At 54.6% G+C, this 20,803-nt stretch carries 20 protein-coding genes and 1 pseudogene; 13 read left to right on the top strand and 8 right to left on the bottom strand.

Annotation, left to right across the window (positions count from 1 at the left end):
• The first annotated feature begins 10 nt into the window (after positions 1-10).
• The 3 genes from KUF54_RS05470 to KUF54_RS05460 all read left to right on the top strand — a co-directional run bounded on the left by KUF54_RS05470 (position 11) and on the right by KUF54_RS05460 (position 2,096).
• Complete coding sequence (locus tag KUF54_RS05470) at positions 11-340, top strand: hypothetical protein (RefSeq protein ID WP_219345649.1); 330 nt, start codon at positions 11-13, stop codon at positions 338-340.
• Between the two features lie 192 nt (positions 341-532).
• Positions 533-1,048, top strand: a complete 516-nt coding sequence (locus tag KUF54_RS05465) for a lipocalin family protein (RefSeq protein WP_370627603.1) — start codon at positions 533-535, stop codon at positions 1,046-1,048.
• A gap of 481 nt (positions 1,049-1,529) precedes the next feature.
• Entirely contained in the window at positions 1,530-2,096 is a 567-nt protein-coding gene (locus KUF54_RS05460; RefSeq protein ID WP_219345647.1) for a hypothetical protein, read from the top strand.
• Between the two features lie 246 nt (positions 2,097-2,342).
• Here KUF54_RS05460 and KUF54_RS05455 read toward each other — a convergent pair whose 3' ends face one another.
• Complete coding sequence (locus tag KUF54_RS05455; protein ID WP_219345646.1) at positions 2,343-3,782, bottom strand: short-chain fatty acyl-CoA regulator family protein; 1,440 nt, start codon at positions 3,780-3,782, stop codon at positions 2,343-2,345.
• A 173-nt stretch (positions 3,783-3,955) separates the two neighbouring features.
• On the opposite strand from KUF54_RS05455, the gene prpC reads away from it, so the two are divergent.
• The 5 genes from prpC (at position 3,956) to KUF54_RS05430 (ending at position 10,470) form a co-directional block, all read left to right on the top strand.
• Positions 3,956-5,140: a 2-methylcitrate synthase gene (gene prpC, locus KUF54_RS05450; protein WP_219345645.1), complete on the top strand. Its 1,185-nt coding sequence runs from the start codon at positions 3,956-3,958 to the stop codon at positions 5,138-5,140.
• 18 nt (positions 5,141-5,158) lie between these two features.
• Positions 5,159-5,608 (top strand): GntR family transcriptional regulator, encoded by a 450-nt coding sequence (locus KUF54_RS05445; RefSeq protein ID WP_219345644.1) that lies wholly within the window; start codon positions 5,159-5,161, stop codon positions 5,606-5,608.
• 21 nt (positions 5,609-5,629) lie between these two features.
• Positions 5,630-8,257: a Fe/S-dependent 2-methylisocitrate dehydratase AcnD gene (acnD, locus tag KUF54_RS05440; RefSeq protein WP_219345643.1), complete on the top strand. Its 2,628-nt coding sequence runs from the start codon at positions 5,630-5,632 to the stop codon at positions 8,255-8,257.
• Positions 8,258-8,335: 78 nt separating this feature from the next.
• Complete coding sequence (prpF, locus tag KUF54_RS05435; protein WP_219345642.1) at positions 8,336-9,544, top strand: 2-methylaconitate cis-trans isomerase PrpF; 1,209 nt, start codon at positions 8,336-8,338, stop codon at positions 9,542-9,544.
• Between the two features lie 65 nt (positions 9,545-9,609).
• Positions 9,610-10,470, top strand: coding sequence for an oxaloacetate decarboxylase (locus KUF54_RS05430; RefSeq protein WP_219345641.1), 861 nt, complete (start codon positions 9,610-9,612; stop codon positions 10,468-10,470).
• 204 nt (positions 10,471-10,674) lie between these two features.
• Here KUF54_RS05430 and KUF54_RS05425 read toward each other — a convergent pair whose 3' ends face one another.
• Positions 10,675-11,565, bottom strand: a complete 891-nt coding sequence (locus KUF54_RS05425) for a LysR family transcriptional regulator (protein ID WP_219345640.1) — start codon at positions 11,563-11,565, stop codon at positions 10,675-10,677.
• A gap of 102 nt (positions 11,566-11,667) precedes the next feature.
• On the opposite strand from KUF54_RS05425, the gene msuE reads away from it, so the two are divergent.
• The 3 genes from msuE (at position 11,668) to KUF54_RS05410 (ending at position 14,389) form a co-directional block, all read left to right on the top strand.
• Positions 11,668-12,264 carry an FMN reductase gene (gene msuE, locus KUF54_RS05420; protein ID WP_219345639.1) on the top strand — a complete coding sequence of 199 codons (597 nt, stop codon included), beginning with the start codon at positions 11,668-11,670 and terminating at the stop codon, positions 12,262-12,264.
• 45 nt (positions 12,265-12,309) lie between these two features.
• On the top strand, positions 12,310-13,293 hold the full coding sequence (locus tag KUF54_RS05415; protein ID WP_219345638.1) for a DUF1852 domain-containing protein: 984 nt from the start codon (positions 12,310-12,312) through the stop codon (positions 13,291-13,293).
• Positions 13,294-13,363: 70 nt separating this feature from the next.
• Entirely contained in the window at positions 13,364-14,389 is a 1,026-nt protein-coding gene (locus KUF54_RS05410) for a methionine synthase (protein ID WP_219345637.1), read from the top strand.
• Positions 14,390-14,525: 136 nt separating this feature from the next.
• Here KUF54_RS05410 and KUF54_RS05405 read toward each other — a convergent pair.
• Positions 14,526-15,227: pseudogene (locus tag KUF54_RS05405) on the bottom strand (hypothetical protein); the annotation flags it as partial.
• 151 nt (positions 15,228-15,378) lie between these two features.
• Here KUF54_RS05405 and KUF54_RS05400 point away from each other — a divergent pair.
• The gene (locus KUF54_RS05400) at positions 15,379-15,768 is read left to right on the top strand and encodes an MAPEG family protein (protein WP_219345636.1); all 390 of its coding nucleotides are present in this window, start codon (positions 15,379-15,381) and stop codon (positions 15,766-15,768) included.
• A 90-nt stretch (positions 15,769-15,858) separates the two neighbouring features.
• Here the strand turns inward: KUF54_RS05400 and KUF54_RS05395 are convergent, their stop codons facing one another.
• Positions 15,859-16,227: a DUF1428 domain-containing protein gene (locus KUF54_RS05395; RefSeq protein ID WP_219345635.1), complete on the bottom strand. Its 369-nt coding sequence runs from the start codon at positions 16,225-16,227 to the stop codon at positions 15,859-15,861.
• Positions 16,228-16,653: 426 nt separating this feature from the next.
• On the bottom strand, positions 16,654-17,508 hold the full coding sequence (locus KUF54_RS05390) for an SDR family oxidoreductase (protein ID WP_219345634.1): 855 nt from the start codon (positions 17,506-17,508) through the stop codon (positions 16,654-16,656).
• A gap of 69 nt (positions 17,509-17,577) precedes the next feature.
• Between KUF54_RS05390 and KUF54_RS05385 the strand changes: the two genes are divergently transcribed.
• Positions 17,578-18,015, top strand: a complete 438-nt coding sequence (locus KUF54_RS05385; protein ID WP_219345633.1) for a helix-turn-helix domain-containing protein — start codon at positions 17,578-17,580, stop codon at positions 18,013-18,015.
• 202 nt (positions 18,016-18,217) lie between these two features.
• Here the strand turns inward: KUF54_RS05385 and arsH are convergent, their stop codons facing one another.
• From arsH to KUF54_RS05370, 3 genes are read right to left on the bottom strand one after another with little or no spacing between them, the layout of a single operon-like run.
• Complete coding sequence (arsH, locus tag KUF54_RS05380) at positions 18,218-18,937, bottom strand: arsenical resistance protein ArsH (protein ID WP_219345632.1); 720 nt, start codon at positions 18,935-18,937, stop codon at positions 18,218-18,220.
• A gap of 13 nt (positions 18,938-18,950) precedes the next feature.
• Entirely contained in the window at positions 18,951-20,237 is a 1,287-nt protein-coding gene (locus tag KUF54_RS05375) for an arsenic transporter (protein ID WP_219345631.1), read from the bottom strand.
• Between the two features lie 49 nt (positions 20,238-20,286).
• Positions 20,287-20,790, bottom strand: a complete 504-nt coding sequence (locus KUF54_RS05370) for an arsenate reductase ArsC (protein WP_219345630.1) — start codon at positions 20,788-20,790, stop codon at positions 20,287-20,289.
• Positions 20,791-20,803: the final 13 nt, after the last annotated feature.

Below are 20,803 nucleotides of genomic sequence, written 5' to 3'. Positions count from 1 at the left end.
GGAGCTTGTCATGCAAGAGCACCAACGCAATCAATCAGTTGAACCCACACAGAGCAACACTAGAAAGCTTGAAGAAAACCAATCATCTGAGCCAGCTTTTATTGCTGTGCAGCACAAGTTGCCTTTTACAAGCCTTGGAAGCAATTCATCAGAATCTGATGTTGCAACACCAACGACTCCTCCGTCTGAGAAGCCCAGCAATCCCAACCCCTCTCAGCAGCCTCAATATCCCGCCGACCCTATGGATCCCTCAGATCCCAACACTCTTAATCCCATAGAGGGAGCACGAGAGGACTTATTTCCTAAAGACATAACAAAGCAGAACAAGCTTAACGAATAAGGCTGTTAATGCTGTTACGCACGGTCTGCTCAGATTGCAAAAACTTAAGCTCTTTTACGATTGATCTTTTATATAGCCAAGATTTTCGTTAGTCCGCAAAGTTAGTGCAATTAGACATGGATCTATTCATTAATGATTGAATGAACTCGAAGGAAAGAAATGAGTGTTTCCAAAAGCTCAGTCTTTAAAGCAATCACATTGACGGCAGTAGTTGCCGGAGTTGCCGCAGCTGTGTCTGGCTGTGCTGTCACCGTTCCTCGAGGTATTGAGCCAGTGACAGGTTTCGATGCTAAACGCTATATGGGAACTTGGTATGAGCTCGCGCGAATTGATCATCGTTTCGAGAAAGGCTTGTCACGAACCACAGCGCATTACAGTCTTGAAAAAGACGGGACTGTGACGGTAATCAACCGTGGTTACAGCGAGGAAAGAAATGAATGGAAGGAATCTGAAGGTAAAGCGCGCTTTCTGGGTGAGCCTGATATAGCCGCTTTGAAAGTTTCGTTCTTTGGTCCCTTTTATGGCGGCTATAACGTTGTGAGTCTCGACGATGAGTATCAGACCTCACTGGTGATCGGTAACAGCCTTGACTATTTCTGGCTACTGTCTCGAAGCAAAAGTATTCCCGATCGGAAATTCAGGCAATTGCTGCAAATTGCCCAAGAGCTGGGTGTAGACATGAACCAAGTAATAGCAGTAGCGCAGTAAGCCAAAAAGCTTGAGGCGGTACGTGTCTCACTCTAAAAAAGGACGATTCCATGAAATTAATATCTGTAATTTCTCTCATCTTAGCTGCTGGTGCGTTGAGCGCTTGCGAGGACAAGACTCCTAAACCTGAACTGGAAACAAGACCGCCAGCTACTGGCGGCTTGACTGTACCCGCACCTAACACTGTAGAAACGCCCAACACAGCGCCAGCGCCAACTCAATCACTTGATCCTACGCAGGCTCCCTATGGGCCCAATAAGTGAAGTTAGTGGATTTCACAAATGGGCTAATTAACTGTGTAACAACGTAGGCTCATCCCGACTCGGATGCTAAGGGATGCCTGACGTCTACATTGCTTCAGGATGCTTAGAGTCAATGTTCGCCCACCGCCCAGTTATGTGATTCCATGCTATGGCGCTGATTATCGATCGATTGCGCATGCCTTCACGCACCGTAATGAAAACCTGAAACGGAGAGACTCATGAAGTTCAACATTCAACTAGCCATCGCCTTTGCCACTACGGCATTTGCTGCCTCATCGTTCGCTTTAACTCCAGCCGAACACTCAGCTGAAAAGGATCGTATAAGTGCCGAATACAAGACCGCCAAAGAGCATTGCAAAACGCTGAAAGGTAACACTAAAGACGTTTGTGAAAAGCAAGCGAAAGGTGCTGAGCAAATAGGTTCTGCAGAGCTGAAATATAAGTCCGACCCTAGCGAAAAAAATCGGTATGCCGTTGCGAAAACCAAGGCCGATTCAGCTAACAATGTGGCAAAAGAAAAATGTGATGATCTATCGGGCAACGAAAAAGATGTCTGTAAAAAAGAGGCTAAAGCTACGCATGTAAAGGCTTTGGAAAATGCCAAGGTTGCTGAGGTACGCCAGGATCCAACAGCAAAGTCCAGTGATGTTGCTGAAGCACGAAAAGATGCTAGCGACAAGACTCGCGAAGCCGATTACAAAGTAGCTAAAGAGCGCTGTGATGCCTTGTCTGGCAATGCCAAGGACACCTGCGTCACAGATGCAAAGCGTAAATACGCTCAGTAACCATAGGCTGCTTTAGGGCGATGATCTTCACACCTCTCTCATGCAGGTGCAAGCACATGCGTGAGAGAGGTTCAGCATCCTTCTTCAAGCAAAATTGATATCGACCAGGATCTATAGACGAAGAAGAGCTACAGACACCAGTTTTTCAAATTAAAGCGCACCAGCTTCGGTGGTGGATATCGTTGAATAGACTCCCTGAGGTAAAAGTCTTACGAGAGAGACTTGACATTGGAATTGCCGTGCCTCCTACCCATATGGCACAAATCCGCTCTCATTTTCATTGACTCTCAACGGCTTTCCCACGAATGGGAAGGCCCGCTGCGGGCAGGCGTTGCGCTCACAGACTTTGCAACCCATACCGATGGGAGTAGCTGCGTCAACATTGCGCAGATCAAGCCCTCTGGAATACACCAATCTTGCCGCGTGCTGCAAATCGCAGCCCAGCCCAATGGAGAAAGTCTTGCCTGGCGCCCCCCAGCCTGCTCCCGCATGACTGATAGTGCGAGCAATCCACAAGTACACACGCCCATCCGGCATGGATGCTAGCTGCGGAACGATTCGACCTGGCTGGGTGAATGCCTCATATACGACCCACAACGGGCAAGTACCGCCGGTTTTAGAAAAGTGAAAATGCGTGGCCGACTGACGCTTGCTGATATTGCCTGCTCGGTCCACCCGAATAAAGAAAAACGGAACGCCCGGTGCATCGCCCCGCTGCATGGTGGAGAGACGATGGCACACGGTCTCAAACCCCACACCAAAGCGCCGCGCTAACAAATCGATGTCGTAGTGCAGACACTCTGCAGCTTTCAGGAATTCGCCATAAGGCAAAACAAAAGCACCAGCAACATAGTTTGCTAAGCCAGTGCGGGCTAAGCGTCTTGTGGCGTCATCCTTCCATTGAATCGACTGCAGAGCCTCGTGTATCAATGGCTCAAATTCGAGCAATGCCAGTTGCGTTGCCAACTGAAACGCTTGCTGTGCAGGACTCAGTTGAGGCGCGATGTAGAGTGTGCGTGCGCTTGCATCAAAGCGGCGGTGACTGTAGTTTGCCTCCGTTGCATTTGCTGCACGCAACACCAAGACCTTGTGACTGTCTCGCAAGCGGTTTTGCAGCCATTCCTGAACATTGCCTTGCTCTGCGGCCAGTTTTGCTAAAGCTTCTGCGGCACGATCCAATGCATCAAAGTAATTTCGGTGGGCAAAGAAAAAATCTCGCACAGCCTCAAACGACATTTGCCTTGCCGGCTCAGCAAGCTCAATGCCGCCTCCTTCAAGATCAGTGCGCCCGTCCCCTAGGCGAGCCGTCAGAGCCTCCAGCCGCTCAGTATCAGCCAAATGGCGCTGGTGCATGGCCAGCAAAGCCTGAGCCAGTTGCGGAAGCTTTGAAGCAAGCTCTCGCAACTCAGGCAAAGGCACAGTGCTATTGGCATGGGGCATCGCTGCCAAAGCATCACGCAACTGGGCCAGCAAACGCGCCTCTTCATCCTCAGAAAATTGCTGAATATCTACGCCCAGCACTTTGTGGATCTTGAGTAGTACCGCCACCGTGAGCGGGCGCTGATCCTGCTCTATCTGATTCAAGTAGCTAGGCGATAGCTCCAGCGCGTGTGCCAGCGCAGCTTGAGTCATCCCACGCTCGGCGCGCAGGCTACGCAAGCGTACTCCCATAAAAGTCTTAGCCATCTTCTCGCTCCCTGTTCTTGTTCTGCATTCAAAAAATTCGCAAACTTTGCAAAAACACAAATTTCTCTTCGCAATCATTCGCCAATTCAGCTCTATCTCTCTCTAATGCAAATGCGTAGATTGCGAAGTATCGCAGACAAAACTGTGATTTCAATCACGTCTAGGAGACCCGCATGAGCATCGTGGCCGAACCCAAAATCGCATTGACTACCGCAGCAGGTAGTAGTTTCAAACCCAAGAAATCCGTCGCTCTGTCCGGTGTGACAGCAGGGAACACCGCTTTATGTACTGTAGGCAAAACCGGCAACGATTTGCACTACCGTGGCTATGACATTCTGGATATTGCCGAAGTCTGCGAATTTGAAGAAGTCGCCCACCTGCTGGTGCACGGAAAGCTGCCCACGCGCGCCGAACTGAAAGCCTACAAGACCAAGCTCAAGGCTTTACGCGGCCTGCCCACCAGTGTGAAAGTGGCACTGGAGCAACTGCCCGCCGCCAGCCACCCTATGGATGTGATGCGCACCGGCGTCTCTGCCATGGGCTGCGCCCTGCCTGAAAAGGATGACCATAACCTGCCTGGAGCACGCGATATTGCCGACCGCCTGATGGCATCGCTGGGTTCCATGCTGCTGTACTGGTACCACTTCAGCAATTCGGGGCGCCGCATCGAAGTGGAAACTGACGACGATTCCATCGGAGGCCACTTTCTGCACCTGCTGCATGGAGCCAAGCCATCCCAGACTTGGGTGCGCGCCATGCATACCTCGCTCAATTTGTACGCCGAGCATGAGTTCAATGCATCCACCTTCACCGCTCGCGTGGTAGCAGGCACGGGCAGCGATATGTACTCTGCCATCACCGGTGCGATTGGTGCATTGCGTGGCCCAAAGCATGGCGGAGCCAATGAAGTAGCGTTTGAAATCCAGAAGCGCTATGACAACCCCGCCGAAGCCGAAGAGGATATTCGCCGCCGCGTGGATGCCAAGGAAGTCGTCATCGGCTTTGGCCACCCCGTCTATACCGTCAGCGACCCACGCAATGTGGTGATCAAGGGCGTGGCTAAACAGCTTTCTGATGAAGCGGGCAGCACCAAGATGTATGACATCGCTGCACGCCTGGAGTCGGTGATGTGGGAAGTTAAGAATATGTTCCCCAACCTCGACTGGTTCAGCGCCGTCAGCTATCACATGATGAGCGTACCTACAGCCATGTTCACACCGCTGTTTGTGATGGCCCGCACCAGTGGCTGGGCCGCCCACATCATTGAGCAGCGTCAGGACAACAAGATCATCCGCCCCAGCGCCAACTACACAGGCCCGGACGATTTGAAGTTCGTGCCCATCGACGAGCGCCAGTGAAATCTTTGCCAAAAAGCTATGACTGCCCTGCCCATGCAACCTCATTCACTGTGCATCGCCATCGCTAGCAAACTGCGTGAACGCATTCTTAGCCACCGGATCCCGCCTGGCAGTGACATCCAAGATGGAGTGCTGGCCCAGGAGTTTGGCGTCAGCCGTACACCTGTGCGTGAGGCCATGAAACTGCTGTGTCACGAAGGACTGCTTACCGCGCAACCAAGGCGAGGCATGAGCGTCACCCAGCTCTCTGCTGCGCAGCTTGCTGAGGCCCGACTGCTGTGCCAGCTGCTTGCTCAGCATTTGTCGCAATTAAAAGCCCAGCCGCTCAGTGCCTGCACAGAGCTGACCGAGCGTTTGCATGCGGTTGCGCAGGCAAGGCTGCATTTGGCGCTTGGCCCTCTCGCGCATACACCTTTGAGCTATTCCACCCCTCAAGCAGTGCACCAGCACACCGCTTTGGCGCTCTGAAACCCGAGACAGAACAAAATAATGAGCAAACCCCAACCTCATCACTACCGCAAGCCTTTACCAGGCAGTCAACTGCATTACTTTGATGCCCAAGCTGCAGTGGAGGCCATCAAACTCGGCGCCTGGGCCACCCTGCCCTACACCAGCCGTGTCCATGCCGAAAACCTGGTGCGCCGCTGTGATCCCGCCATCCTGACCGAATGCTTGACGCAAATCATCGAACGCAAGCGCGAGCGCGACTTTCCGTGGTTCCCGGCTCGCGTGGTCTGCCACGATATTCTGGGCCAGACGGCTCTGGTCGATCTGGCTGGCTTGCGTGATGCAATTGCTGATCAAGGTGGTGACCCCGCCGCCGTCAACCCTGTCGTGCCTGTGCAACTGATCGTGGATCATTCTCTGGCAGTGGAATGCGGTGGCTTTGACCCCCAGGCTTTTCAGAAAAACCGCGCCATCGAAGATCGTCGCAACGAAGACCGCTTTCACTTCATCGACTGGTGCAAGCGCTCATTCAAGAATGTGGAAGTGATTCCACCGGGCAACGGCATCATGCACCAGATCAATCTGGAGCGCATGAGCCCAGTGATCCATGCTATCAATGGAGAAGCGTACCCCGATACTCTGGTAGGCACGGACAGTCATACCCCTCATGTCGATGCGCTGGGCGTGATCGCCGTGGGTGTGGGCGGGCTGGAGGCTGAAAATGTCATGTTGGGCCGCGCATCTTGGATGCGCCTGCCCGAGATCATCGGTGTGAAGCTCACCGGCGAGCGTCAAAGCGGCATCACCGCAACCGATACCGTGCTGGCCCTGACCCAGTTCCTGCGCCAGCAAAAAGTGGTGGGCGCCTACCTGGAGTTCTATGGCGAAGGTGCCCGCAGTCTGACCATTGGCGACCGGGCAACCATCTCCAATATGGCGCCTGAATATGGTGCCACCGCCGCCATGTTTGCCATCGACGAGCAAACCATTGACTACCTGCGCTTGACAGGCCGTGAGCCTGCTCAGGTGCAATTGGTGCAAACCTACGCCAAGCAAGCTGGCTTGTGGGCAGACTCGCTGATGAATGCCGAATACGAGCGCACGCTGCAGTTCGATCTGTCCAGTGTGGTGCGCAATATGGCCGGACCATCCAATCCTCATGCGCGTCTGGCCACTAGCGACCTAGTTGCCAAGGGTATTGCGGGCGAATGGACTCAGCCAGAGGGCCAAATGCCTGACGGTGCAGTCATCATTGCCGCCATCACCAGTTGCACCAACACCAGCAATCCCCGCAACGTGATTGCAGCAGGTTTGCTGGCACGCAACGCGCGCAATCTAGGCCTCACGCGCAAGCCATGGGTCAAGTCGTCTTTAGCCCCCGGCTCCAAAACCGTGCCGCTGTATCTGGCTCAAGCTGGCTTGCTGCATGACCTTGAAGCACTGGGCTTTGGCGTCGTCGCTTTCGCCTGCACCACCTGCAACGGCATGAGTGGCGCTCTTGATCCGGCCATCCAGCAAGAGATCATTGATCGCGACTTGTACACCACGGCCGTACTCTCGGGCAACCGCAACTTTGACGGGCGTATCCACCCCCATGCCAAACAAGCCTTCCTCGCTTCGCCACCGCTGGTCGTGGCCTATGCGATTGCCGGCACGATTCGCTTTGATATTGAAAACGATGTCCTCGGCACCTTTGAAGGTCGCGAAATTCGCCTCAAGGACATCTGGCCCAGCGATGAAGAGATTGACCGCGTGGCCAAGGCCGCCGTCAAGCCCGAGCAGTTCCGCCAAGTCTACGAGCCCATGTTTGCCATCCATGCCGACAACGGTACTCAAGAAGAAGCGCTGTACCACTGGCGCCCTCAAAGCACTTACATTCGCCGCCCGCCCTACTGGGAAGGTGCACTGGCCGGAGAACGCACTCTGCGCGGCATGCGGCCGCTGGCCATACTGCCGGACAACATCACCACTGATCACCTCTCTCCCTCCAACGCCATCATGCTGGACAGTGCAGCCGGTGAATACCTGCACAAAATGGGTCTGCCTGAGGAGGACTTCAACTCCTACGCCACGCACCGGGGTGACCACTTGACGGCACAGCGCGCAACCTTTGCCAACCCTAAGCTGTTCAATGAGATGGTGGTGGATGACAACGGCCAAGTGCGCCAAGGCTCGCTGGCCCGCGTGGAGCCAGAAGGCCAAGTCATGCGAATGTGGGAAGCCATCGAGACCTATATGGATCGCAAGCAGCCGCTGATCATTATTGCGGGTGCCGACTACGGTCAGGGGTCGAGTCGCGACTGGGCTGCCAAAGGTGTCCGCTTGGCCGGGGTCGAAGCGATTGTGGCCGAAGGCTTTGAGCGCATTCATCGCACCAATCTGATTGGCATGGGCGTGCTGCCGCTGGAGTTTTTACCGGGCACTACGCGCCACACCTTGGGACTGGATGGCACGGAGACCTTTGATGTGATCGGCCAACGCAAGCCCGGTGCGCAACTGACGCTGCATATCTACCGCACCACTGGTGCCCGCACTGAAGTGCCTGTCACCTGCCGTTTAGACACCGCCGAAGAAGTCAGCATCTACGAAGCCGGTGGTGTGCTGCAGCGCTTTGCCCAAGACTTTCTGGCTGAAAACATCGAACAAAAAGTGCTTGAGCAGCAGGAATGACGAGCACAGGCAGCTATCAAAAAAGTAGTAGCTACCGCTTGCAGACATCCTGCATCTCATGGAGAAAGCGAAAGACAAATGAGTGAAATCAAGCAGTTCGCTGCGCAAATCAAAATTCCCGCCACCTATATGCGTGGCGGCACCAGCAAGGGCGTGTTCTTTCAACTGCAAGACTTGCCCCCAGCGGCCCAGCAACCCGGCCCGGTGCGTGATGCTATTTTTTTGCGCGCTTTGGGCAGCCCCGACCCCTACGGCAAGCAAATCGACGGCATGGGCAATGCATCGTCCTCAACCAGCAAGGCGGTGATCCTCTCCAAGAGCATCCGCCCAGACCACGATGTGGACTACCTGTTCGGTCAGGTCTCCATAGACCGGCCCTTTGTAGACTGGAGCGGCAACTGCGGCAACCTGAGCGCCGCTGTTGGCCCCTGCGCCATTCACATGGGTCTGATCGATATCGCAAAGATCCCGCACAACGGCGTGGCAACCATCCGCATCTGGCAGGCCAATATTGGCAAGACCATTGTGGCCCATGTGCAAATGTCAGAAGGCCAGGTGCAGGAAACCGGTGACTTTGAACTCGATGGCGTGACGTTCCCGGCTGCCGAAGTGCCACTGGAGTTTCTGGAGCCCGCTGACGATGGAGATGACGGCGGCGCAATGTTCCCCACCGGCAATCTGGTTGACCGGCTGGATGTCCCCGGCGTGGGTAGCTTTGCCGCCACCATGATCAATGCCGGTATTCCCACCATCTTCTTGAATGCCAAAGAGATGGGCTACACAGGCTGCGAGCTGCAGGAAGCAATCAACAACGATACCGAGGCTCTCGCCAAATTTGAGAGCATTCGCGCCCACGGTGCGCTGCGCATGGGCTTGATCAAGAACTTGAGCGAGGCCGCTACCCGCCAGCACACGCCCAAGATTGCCTTTGTGGGCCCCGCGCAAAGCTATACGGCATCTAGCGGCAAGGCCATTGATGCCGAAGCTATTGATCTGCTCGTGCGGGCGCTGTCCATGGGCAAGCTTCACCACGCAATGATGGGGACTGCTGCGGTAGCCATCGGCACAGCGGCGGCCATTCCCGGCACGTTAGTCAATCTGGCGGCTGGCGGCGGTGAGCGGCAAGCCGTGCGTTTTGGCCACCCCAGTGGCACGCTACGAGTGGGTGCCCAAGCCAAGTGCGTCGACGGCGAATGGCAAGTCACCAAAGCTTTGATGAGTCGTAGCGCCCGCATCCTAATGGAAGGCTGGATACGTGTACCCGCCGACGTCCTGCACGCCAAATAAGTATTCAAACAGGCTGTAGCGCTTGATGCAAAAGTACTTGCAGCTATCAAAACAAGAGACAGATCATGAACCCAAAACAACAACTCAAAGCCTTGGCCGATTCGCGCCGTGGCGTGCTCGTGCCCGGTGCCTTCAATGCCATGTCTGCCAAAGTGATCGAAGATCTGGGCTTTGAAGCCATCTACATCACCGGCGCTGGCGTCACCAATATGTGGTTTGGCATGCCAGACCAAGGCTTTATGGGCCTGAGCGATATCGCTGACCACACAGCCCGCATCCGCGACGCCGTGCAAGTGCCGCTACTCGTCGATGCCGATACCGGCTTTGGCAATGCCGTCAACACTTACCATGCCGTGCGCACGCTAGAGCGCGCCGGTGCCGACTGCATCCAGCTCGAAGACCAGGTCAGCCCCAAACGCTGCGGCCACTTCAACGGCAAGCAAGTCATTGAAACCAGCGAGATGCTGGGCAAGATCAAGGCAGCCGTCGATGCTCGCCGTGATAGAGGCACCCTTATTATGGCCCGCACCGATGCCGCTGCTGTTCACGGCTTTGAAGCCGCCGTCGAGCGCGCACAGCTGTTTCAGGAGGCCGGTGCCGATATTCTGTTTGTGGAAGCCGTGACTCAGGCTGAAGAAGTGCGCGCCCTGCCTCAGCGCCTGCAAGCTCCCCAGCTCATGAACATGGTCATCGGCGGCAAGACCCCCATATTTAACGCTGACGAACTAGGCGCGCTGGGCTTTGGCTTTGTGCTCTACGCCAACGCGGCCCTGCAAGGCGCGGTCGCCGGCATGCAAAAATGCCTGACCCTGCTACGCGATGAACACAAGGTCGATGAAGACCCTGCCATCGTGGCCCCATTCCTTGAGCGCCAGCGACTGGTGAACAAGGACTTTTGGGATGGGCTGGAGCAGAAGTACAAATAACTTGCGTATCGACGTTGAGGGCATTGAGGGCGTTGAGGTTTCCTCAAATCTTCTCGCCGCTCCAAAGTAGAAAATCCAGCCCGCAAAGGTCTTTGCATGCATGAGCAAGCAATGTCAGGGCTGGATGAGCTGCCTGTGCAGCCTCAATAGTGTTGGCCTCTCTTAGAGGGCTAGGGTCTGTTGAAAATTGATCGAAGATCGCAATCAAATTGCGACTGAGCCCCTGGCCAATGCAATAAACGCCTGCAAGTAGTCCGTGTGCAATTCAGACTCGCGAGCGCCTAGATAGATTTGTTTGGCAATTCCTTTGGTGCCCAGCTTCACAGATGTCACCGCCATCTTTTCGGCATATGCCAGAGCCAGCCAGCGCGGCAGTGCGGCCACACCGCGGCCGCTGGCCACCATCTGCATCATGATGTCCGTGGTCTCTATAGTTTTATGGCGGCGCGGCGAAATACCTGCGGGCAGCAAAAACTGGGTGTAGACATCGAGTCTGTCCACTGCCACGGGGTAGGTAATCAGCACCTCGCTCATTAAATCCTTGGGATTCACATGCTTGTGGCCAGCAAGCGCGTGATCACTGCTGACGACCAGCACCTGCTCGTAGTCAAAAACAGGCTCGAAGTCCAGACCTGGCTTGAATAACGGGTCGGGCGTGACCAGTAAATCAATCTCATAGCCATACAGCGCACCAATGCCGCCGAACTGGAATTTTTGCTTCACATCCACATCCACATCAGGCCAAGCCGCCAGATACGGTGAAACGATTTTCAGCAACCACTGGTAGCAAGGGTGGCACTCCATGCCAATGCGCAGCGTGCCGCGCTCCCCCTGCGCAAACTGCTTAAGTCGCTCTTGGGCCAAATCCAGTTGCGGCAATACACGGTTGGCCACCGCCAGCAGATATTGCCCAGCCTGAGTCAGGCGCAGGCTGCGGCCTTCGCGCAGCCAGATGTCGGTGCCCAGTTGGCCTTCTAGCTTTTTCATGCTGTGACTGAGCGCCGACTGGGTGACGCACAGCACATCGGCGGCGGCCGTCAAAGAGCCTTGTTTTTCAACCTCTTGAATGATGGCGAGATGGATGCGCTCTAGCATTGATGAATTTAACTCATGGTTATGTGAGATTTAACCATTTTACTTCATGGTCCGGAGTACCTAGTATTCACCCTAGTTTCTTTGAGAGGGACAAGCCATTCCATGAGTACTATCAAAACAACACGACCACTGCGCGTAGTCGCCGTTTCCGGCGGGCTGCAGCGCCCTTCCAAATCAGCAGCGCTGGCCGAGCATCTGCTGGAGTTGATTGCCAGCGAAATCCCATGTCAGCCACACCTGATCGAAATAGGGCAAATCGCAACTCAATTCGCTGGTGCGGTCTGGCGCTCACAACTGCCCGGCGCGGTGGTGCAGCAACTGGCAGCGGTTGAGCAAGCAGATGTGCTGATCGTGGTCACCCCAGTTTTTCGCGGCTCTTACACCGGGCTGTTCAAGCACTTCTTCGACTTCATTGAACAAGATGCCCTGATCGACAAGCCGATCTTGCTGGCTGCGACAGGTGGCAGCGAACGTCATGTGCTGGTCATTGACCACCAGTTGCGACCACTGTTTAGCTTCTTTCAGGCTCGTACCTTGCCGCTGGGCATCTATGCCACCGACAAAGATTTTTCGGGCTACCAGCTGCAAAGCGAGGCCTTGATAGAGCGGGCTAACTTGGCGGTTCAAAGGGCTCTCCCAATACTGCAATTGACGCAGCGCACCGCGCCCTTGCACACCGAAGAATGGCTCGCAGCCTGAAACAAGCATCTTCCTTATTTTAAAAAATCAAATCACTGGATCGCCATGACTACCGAACTCAGCTTTGAGCTCAAGAGCATTTGCTTCGATGAAAACTACCACCCTTCGGACTGCACACGCTTAACCACCAATTTTGCCAACCTGGCAAGGGGTGCAAGCAGGCAGCAAAACCTGCGCCACACGCTGAGGATGATTGACAAGCGCTTTAATGACTTGGCCCATTGGGACAATCCTGCAGGAGATCGCTACACGGTCGAGCTGGAGATCATCTCAGTCGAGATGTATTTAAATGCCAAAAGCGCTGATTCAAGCTTTCCATTGATCGAGATTTTGAAACCACGCATTCTCGACAAAGCAACGAACAAATGTTTTGACGGCATTGCAGGCAACAGCTTTTCTTCCTATGTGCGCGATTACGACTTCAGCGTTCTGCTTCCTGAGTACAACCTCAATAGGGCGGAATTCAAAACGCCGGAGAATTTTGGCGACTTACATGGCAAGCTGTTCCAAGAGTTTGTCAACTCGAACGTCTACAAACAGCGCTTTCACAAGCAGCCTGTCATCTGCATCAGTGCATCAACCAGCAAGACCTACCGGCAAACAGGCAACCAGCATCCCGTGTTGGGGATCGAATACCAACAAAGCGAGCTGTCATCGACGGATCAATACTTCGCCAAGATGGGGATGAAGGTGCGCTTTTTCATGCCGCCAAACAGCGTCGCCCCCTTCGCTTTCTATTTCCATGGTGACTTGTTAAACGACTACACCAATCTGGAGTTGATTGGCACGATCGCCACGATGGAAACCTTTCAGAAGATCTACCGGCCCGAAATTTACAACGCCAACTCTGCAGCTGGAAAGTTCTATCAACCAAGCTTGAAGCACCAAGACTATTCGCTGACGCAGATTGTCTATGACCGTGAAGAGCGCAGCCAGTTGGCTGTTAAGCAAGGCAAGTTCACGCAAGAGCGCTTTATCAAGCCCTACAAGCATGTGCTTCAACAGTGGGCGACCGAGTTCTCGATCTGAGAGATCTGAACAGGCACCAGCAGCTTTATTGATCCTCATCGTCACACCCCATTTTTTAAGGAATTCTCTGATGTTTGAAACCTCCATCGCAGGCAGCTTGCCCAAACCCGCTTGGCTGGCTGAAACCGACAAGCTCTGGCCTCAATGGAAAGCTGAAGGCGATGCGCTTCGCCAGGCAAAAGCAGACGCGACACTGCTGTGGATAAAGGCCCAGGAGGATGCAGGCTTAGACATCGTGTGTGATGGCGAACAATCGCGCCAACATTTCGTGCATGGTTTGTTGGAGCAGGTCGAGGGCATCGACTTCGACAACAAGGTGAAGATGGGCATCCGTGATAACCGCTATGACGCGATGGTGCCGCAGGTGACATCAACCCTGCGCCTGAAGGGCCGCGTACATGCCTTCGAAGCACAGCTGGCCCGCGCACACACGAAGAAAAAGCTGAAGTTCACTCTACCTGGCCCCATGACCATAGTGGACACCGTTGCGGATCGCTTTTACGGAGACAAAGTCAAAATGGCTTTTGCCTTCGCAGAACTGCTGAACCAAGAAGCACTAGCCCTGCAAGCCGAAGGCGTAGACATCATCCAGTTCGACGAGCCTGCCTTTAATGTTTACATGAAGGATGCCGCCGACTGGGGTGTGAAGGCACTGGAGCGCGCAGTGCAGGGCTTGAGCTGTACGACGGCAGTCCACATCTGCTACGGTTACGGCATCAAGGCGAATACCGACTGGAAGAGCTCTCTCGGAGAAGAATGGCGCCAGTACGAGACAGTATTTCCCGCACTTGCACTCAGCAGCATTGATCAAGTGAGCTTGGAATGCATCCACTCCCATGTGCCACCCAACCTGATGAAACTGCTGGCCGGCAAGGACGTTTTGGTCGGCGTGATCGATGTTGCCAGCGATGTCGTCGAGACCCCCGAGGAAGTGGCTGACACCATTGGCCGAGCGCTGGAGTTCGTACCCAAGGAGCGACTCTTTCCATGCACCAATTGCGGCCTCGCGCCGATGAGCAGGGATGTGGCGTGGCGCAAGCTGGAAGCGCTAGCTGCGGGCACAAAACTGGCTAAGGAGCGCCTTACCAAGACTTGATTTGTAAAAGTTCCGATCTGATCTGACAGTTGCTCCCGTTTCGACGGGGGCGGTTGTCAGATTAATTCAGCACTTTTACTTTCTCGCCCCATTCCTCTTTTGCATCAAGCAATATTTGCATCGGTGTCCTGCTTCAGCACATCTTGCCCTGATGTGCGCGCTGGCCGTTGTAGTCGATCCAGTCATCCAAATCCACCTACAATTCCGCAACTCTGTGCCTCAGTCCGTCAAGATTCGCAACATGCCCATGCCTTCCTCGACAAAGAATGGCAGCACCCGATCATTGAGCAAGTCAGCACCGGTGAACAGCATCTTGGTGGTGTAAAGCTTGGGGCATCCCATTTGGAATAGTTATCCACCAAGGCCTGCTGGTAGATGCGGCCCACTCCCTTGATCGGGTCCACGTAGAAGGTGTCTTGGGTATTGGCTACCTAGGCAGCCAGGATGCGCCGTTTCGATTTCTCCGCAGGCCAAGTCATCGTCACGCTTTCACTCCAATGCTGTCACCTGGGCCTCCGTGAGAACGCATCTGGTCTTGACCACCTCAGCTTCTAGGTTGGATAGCCGTTGCTTAAAGCTGGCCAGTTGATGACGCATCCAGATGGAGCGCACGCCAGAGGGCGATACGAATATGCCTCGCCTGCGCCCCTCGTTGCTGGTGCGCAATTACCCATGGGGGGGCTGCTCAAGGGCATAGGCGATGACAGCCGCTTCAGCAGTTGAAGGTGTCACGAGAGACGCCCATGACTTTGCAGGCTTTGGAGATATTGCCCAACTCGCTGGCAAGCTTGAGCAAGCCGACCTTGTGCTGGATGATGGTTTGGTTGAAACTGTTCATGAGGTTTCTCCGTTGGGCGCTTGCACGCCAGGATTGATAAAGATTCGTACTCTTATCAAAACGGGAACCCTCACCTGTTAGCAAGGCCCACTGTCAGATCAAGTCTGAACTTCTACACATTTTTTAGCCACGCTCACTCATTACATGCCCTATGACACTCGCAGAAATTTGCATCCTAATTGCCTGTTTGCTTCCAATAGTCTGCGCGGGTATCGCCAAGTCAAAGAGCTTTGGCAAACCCCATAGCGATGGCGGTTTTGATAACAATAATCCAAGATTGTGGCTCGCAAATCTTCAGGGTTGGCAAGCTCGTGCTCACGCAGCACAACTCAACAGTTTCGAGGCATTGCCTCTCTTCATAGCTGGAGTTTTGGTGGCTCAGCATCACAATGCAAATCAGTACGTGGTCAATGCTCTCGCAGCGTCATTTATCGTCATGCGTATTGGCTACATCTGGATGTACCTTATAGATTTCGCAAGCTTTAGGTCAGTTCTTTGGGCCCTCGGCCTAGTTAGTTGTATCGCTCAGTTCTTCATTTAAGAGCAGCGGTCTGAGCAAACGATACCTAGCTTAGACGTCAGCTGCCGCTGAAAGCAGCCGCAGTAGTTGCTGTTGGACTCAGAGGAAAACTCAAGCATTGACTTCGACGACCTGCTCAAAGCCGCCAAAGATCATGCGTTTTCCATCGAAAGGCATGGGCGGGTTGTCGGGTGAGGACGGATCCATACGTGGATCTTCCATCATCTTTTTCATAGCGGCGTCGCGCGTGGCCTTGTCCGGCCACTCTACCCAGGAGAAAGCTACCGTCTCATCTGACGTGGCCTGAACGGAACGGCGAAAGTCGGTAACTTTTCCGACGGGAACATCATCACCCCAAGCCTCAATAACGCGGATTGCACCCAGCTCGATAAATATAGGGTCGAGTTTGCGCGCGTGCTCGATGAATTTCTCTCTGTTGGCAGTGGGGACAGCAATAACGAAACCATCTATGTAGGGCATGTCTTTACTCCTGCTAAGTTGACTTGTCAGAGCGATGGAGCATCGCAGTGCCCGCCCACTCAGCCTCTGTAATAGGACATTAAGCCTTTTGAACGCAGCAGTCACGCTCAAGTAATCAACGAAAGCATGGGCTTTCTGCACATTCAACTTTAGAGACCACCTTTCCGATAGTTCGCGGAGAGTTCAAAAAGCTCTGTTGTTAGTTTATCTTGTACTCATGCTTTCGGCCAATATCAGGCTTACGACTTTGTGGTGACCATAGTCTTGTTTGTCTATACAACGTCTACCTGCTGCCTTTTTTCGCTATTCCATTTCAACTGAATCAGCCGAGCCTATCTGCTTTCAAAGGAATAGCAAAAACTCGTTATTTCATCGTCATTGATGAAATCCGATGGAGTTGATAAAGCGTTTATCTATTTGTTCTTCTCACACCGCAGGTGGAATTGCATGCGAAACACAAGCGGCCAAAGGCGTAGTAGGTCGGCCAATCAGTTTGGACAGTGCGCGCCCATCGTCGAACAATGCGCCTTTGGACACCAGCACATCAATGGCGGGCAAAGCATCAGGCCAAGGAGCCGGAACTCCAGCCTTACGAAGCGCCGCTGAATAGTTTGCGGGTGCCAGATCCGTATAGGGGATCTCCTTGCCGGTCTGACGCGAGATTTCGGCAGCGAGCTCGGCCAGAGTGTAGGCACTATCTCCTGCAAGCTCATAGGTCTTGCCTTCATGCCCCTGCGTGGTGAGCACGGTGACCGCTGCATCGGCGAAGTCCGCACGTGATGCCGAAGCGATCTTGCCTTCCCCGGCGCTGCCAATAAGGGTGCCCATTGCCAAGGCTGCGCCTACGGACATCGTGTAATTTTCGGTGTACCAACCATTGCGCAAGATGGTGTAGCTCAGGCCGCTGGCTTTCAGCAGATTCTCCGTTTCCAGATGCTCTGGGGCCAGACCTAGCGGTGAGTGGTCCGCATGGAGCAGGCTGGTGTAGACCACATGCTTAACGCCCGCCGTCTTGTCTGCCTCAATCACGTTGCGATGTTGGCTTACGCGTTGGCCGACTTCGCTGGAAGAAATAAGCAAAAGCGTATCGATGCCAATCAGCGCTTGGCTCAAGGTTTCCGGGCGGGCGTAGTCAGCCTCTCGCACTTCAACGCCAAGGTCCACCGCCTTGGATGGTGTACGAACCAAGGCAACGATGTTGGTGGCAGATACTTTGGCGCGCAAGCCTTCAATGACCAAGCGTCCAAGTTGACCAGTAGCGCCAGTGACTGCAATTTTCATAGTGATTTGAGGATGAATAAAGAGATGGAGACACTGTACGATTAATGCTTATTTTTTGTAAGTACGCACATGAACGTAAGTACCCCTTCTCCAGCTTTACCCAACCTCGAAAACGAAGCGACGTTGCTCAACGCCATGCGCCGCGGGGAACTCATGGACGGAGCTTGTGCCGGCCGAGAGGTGCTCCAGCATGTCACCAGTCGATGGGGCGTGCTGATCCTGCTCGTACTTGAAACCCGTGTCCACCGCTTTAGCGAGTTGCGCCGCGCCATCGGTGGGGTCAGTGAGCGCATGTTGGCCCAGACATTGCAATGGCTTGAAGCAGATGGTTTGGTGAACCGCAAAGTGTTCGATGTCATGCCTCCGCATGTGGAATACAGCCTCACTCCTCTGGGACTCGAAGCCGCCGAGAAAGTCAGAAGTCTTGCAGACTGGGTGGTGAGCAGTCTTCCCAAGATTCTTGAGTATCAAGCTGAACAGCAGAGAATCGCAGAACCTCAGCCGTGACAGTCGTCGTTTAGTTAGTTGATACAGCATAGGGATTAGTGGCTCAAATACACCTGACTTGAGCTTATTGATTCTCTACAGATAAAACATCGCAGTGTTCCAGTCGTCCTGCAGTTAGTCAGATTTGGGGAGAACTGCGACAGCAGAAGTCGACTAGTAGCTGTAGTTCATTTCATTGGCCGAAACCGGACATTTGGGCCGCTTAGATGCTCCGCAAGTTCACCCGCTTCGATAGTGCTTCGGCAGACTCCCGCCTCTCGCTGTAGCGGTCTGTCAAATATGGCGTTGCATCCCGCGTGAGCCAGGTGAACTTCACCAGTTCCTCCATCACGTCGACCACACGCTCGTAGTACGCGGAAGGCTTCATCCGACCCGCTTCATCAAACTCGGCAAATGCCTTGGCAACCGATGACTGGTTCGGGATAGTCAACATTCGCATCCAGCGTCCCAGCACGCGCATTTGGTTCACGGCGTTGAATGACTGCGACCCGCCACAGACCTGCATCACCGCCAGCGTCTTGCCCTGAGTTGGCCGTACCGCCCCCGCTGTGAGAGGAATCCAGTCAATTTGTGACTTCAGGATGCCGGACAACGCCCCGTGGCGCTCAGGAGAGCACCACACCATGCCCTCGCTCCAAAGCGCCAACTCACGCAGTTCTTGCACCTTGGGGTGGTCGTCTGGCGCTCCATCCGGCAGCGGCAATTCACGTGGGTCAAAGAGCCGTGTTTCGGCACCCATAGCCTGCAACAGCCGAGCTGCCTCTTCAGCCAACAAACGGCTGTACGAGCGTTCGCGCACCGAGCCGTAGAGCAGCAGGATGCGCGGGGGATGTGATGCCCGCGCAGACGGCGCAAGTCGCGCTAGGTCGAGCGGCAGAAATTGAACGGGGTCGAGGTTTGGCAGGTCAGAGGTATCGGTCATATGCATTTCAGAATCAGCCAACGCTCAGGCGTAGCGCGAGAGCAGCGAGGGTGACGGTAAGTACCGGAATCGCTAGGACGAACCCGACACGGAAGTAGTAGCCCCAGGAAATCTTCGTTCCCTTGCTAGACAGAACGTGAAGCCAAAGCAGCGTCGCTAGGCTGCCGACGGGCGTAATCTTGGGGCCAAGGTCACAGCCAATCACATTGGCGTAGACCATGGCCTCCTTAACCAGACCCGTAGCGCCGGACTGTTCAATGGACAGAGCGCCGACCAGAACGGTGGGCATGTTGTTCATCACTGAGGACAGGCCTGCAGTTAGAAACCCAGTTCCCATCGCAGCGCCCCACACTCCACACTCCGCAAAAACATCGAACGCTCGAGCCAAAGCACTGGTCAAACCTGCATTGCGTAGGCCATAGACCACGAGATACATCCCCAGCGAGAACACCACGATTTGCCAGGGTGCACCCTTCAAGACCTGGATGGTGCAGATAGTTCGGCCCCGTGCCGCAACTGCCAACAGAAGTGCTGCGCAGACCGCCGCCACCGCACTGACTGGTACGCCCAATGGATCCAGACAGAAGAACCCCACTAGCAGCAACGCCAACACAGCCCACCCTGCACGAAAGGTGGCGATGTCCCTAATCGCGGAGCTCGGCTCTTTCAGCCGTTCCAATGCATACGTTTGCGGCAAGTCCTTGCGAAAGTACAGGTACAGCACACTGAGACTGGCGCCCACGGCGGCGAGGTTCACGGGAACCATGACCGATGCGTACTCGTTGAATCCAATGTGGAAGAAGTCGGCAGAAACTATGTTGACCAGGTTGGACACAGCCAGTGGCAAACTGGCGGTGTCAGCAATGAAGCCCGCCGCCATCACGAAGGCCAGCGTGCTTGCTGGCGAGAAGCCCAGCGCCACCAGCATGGCCATCACGATGGGTGTCAGGATGAGTGCAGCCCCATCGTTCGCGAAGACAGCAGAAACAGCGGCGCCAAGCAGCACGATGAAAGCAAAGAGTCGCTTGCCACTCCCGCCACCCCAGCGGGCCACGTGCAGTGCGGACCACTCAAAGAACCCTGCCTCATCAAGCAGCAAGCTGATGACGATGACCGCAACAAAAGTCGCAGTCGCGTTCCACACAATGCCCCATACGACAGCGATGTCCGACCAGTGCACAACGCCTAGAGCAAGGGCCACGAGGGCGCCGATCGACGCGCCCCAGCCGATGCCCAGCCCTCGCGGTTGCCAGATAACTAGAACTAGGGTGCAAACAAAAATCAGGATGGCCGCAAGCATGCGCTGTTCTTCATTTTTGGTGGATGCGGATGGGTGCCCGCATGGGGCATCAACTATTGGATAGGTCGCGGGCTGACTGCTGCAATTTCAGCTTGCCGATGGCTAAGGGCGGCAGATTGATGAAAAGCTCCAGGCGCTGGCGGATGGCAAGCAAGGTCTGACGAAACGCGGCTTCTCGATCTTCGTTTGAACCTTCGACCTCGGAAGGGTCGGCATATCCCCAATGGGCCGTAGCCGGGTGCCCTGGCCAGTATGGGCAAGCTTCGCCGGCAGCGTTGTCACACACAGTAATGACGAGGTCCATGTGTGGTACGTCCGGTGCATCAAACTCATCCCAGCTCTTGCTGCGCAGAATCTCAGTGGAGACTCCAATTTGCTCCAAGGCGGCTATCGCCAGTGGGTTGGGCTGCTGGTTCTCGCGAGGACTACTCCCTGCGGAAAACGCTTTGAAGCGCCCACCTCCGAGATGGTTCAACAGCGCTTCAGCCAGGATGCTTCGGGCGGAGTTGTGTGTGCAAAGGAACAGGACGTTCAGAGGCTTCTCGGAGGTCATGACAGGTAACGTA

It is taken from the genome of Comamonas sp. Y33R10-2 (assembly GCF_019355935.1).
Lineage (GTDB): Bacteria > Pseudomonadota > Gammaproteobacteria > Burkholderiales > Burkholderiaceae_C > Comamonas.
The sequence above is the reverse complement of the archived record's forward strand: the minus strand, read 5'-3'. Positions and strand labels throughout refer to the sequence as shown.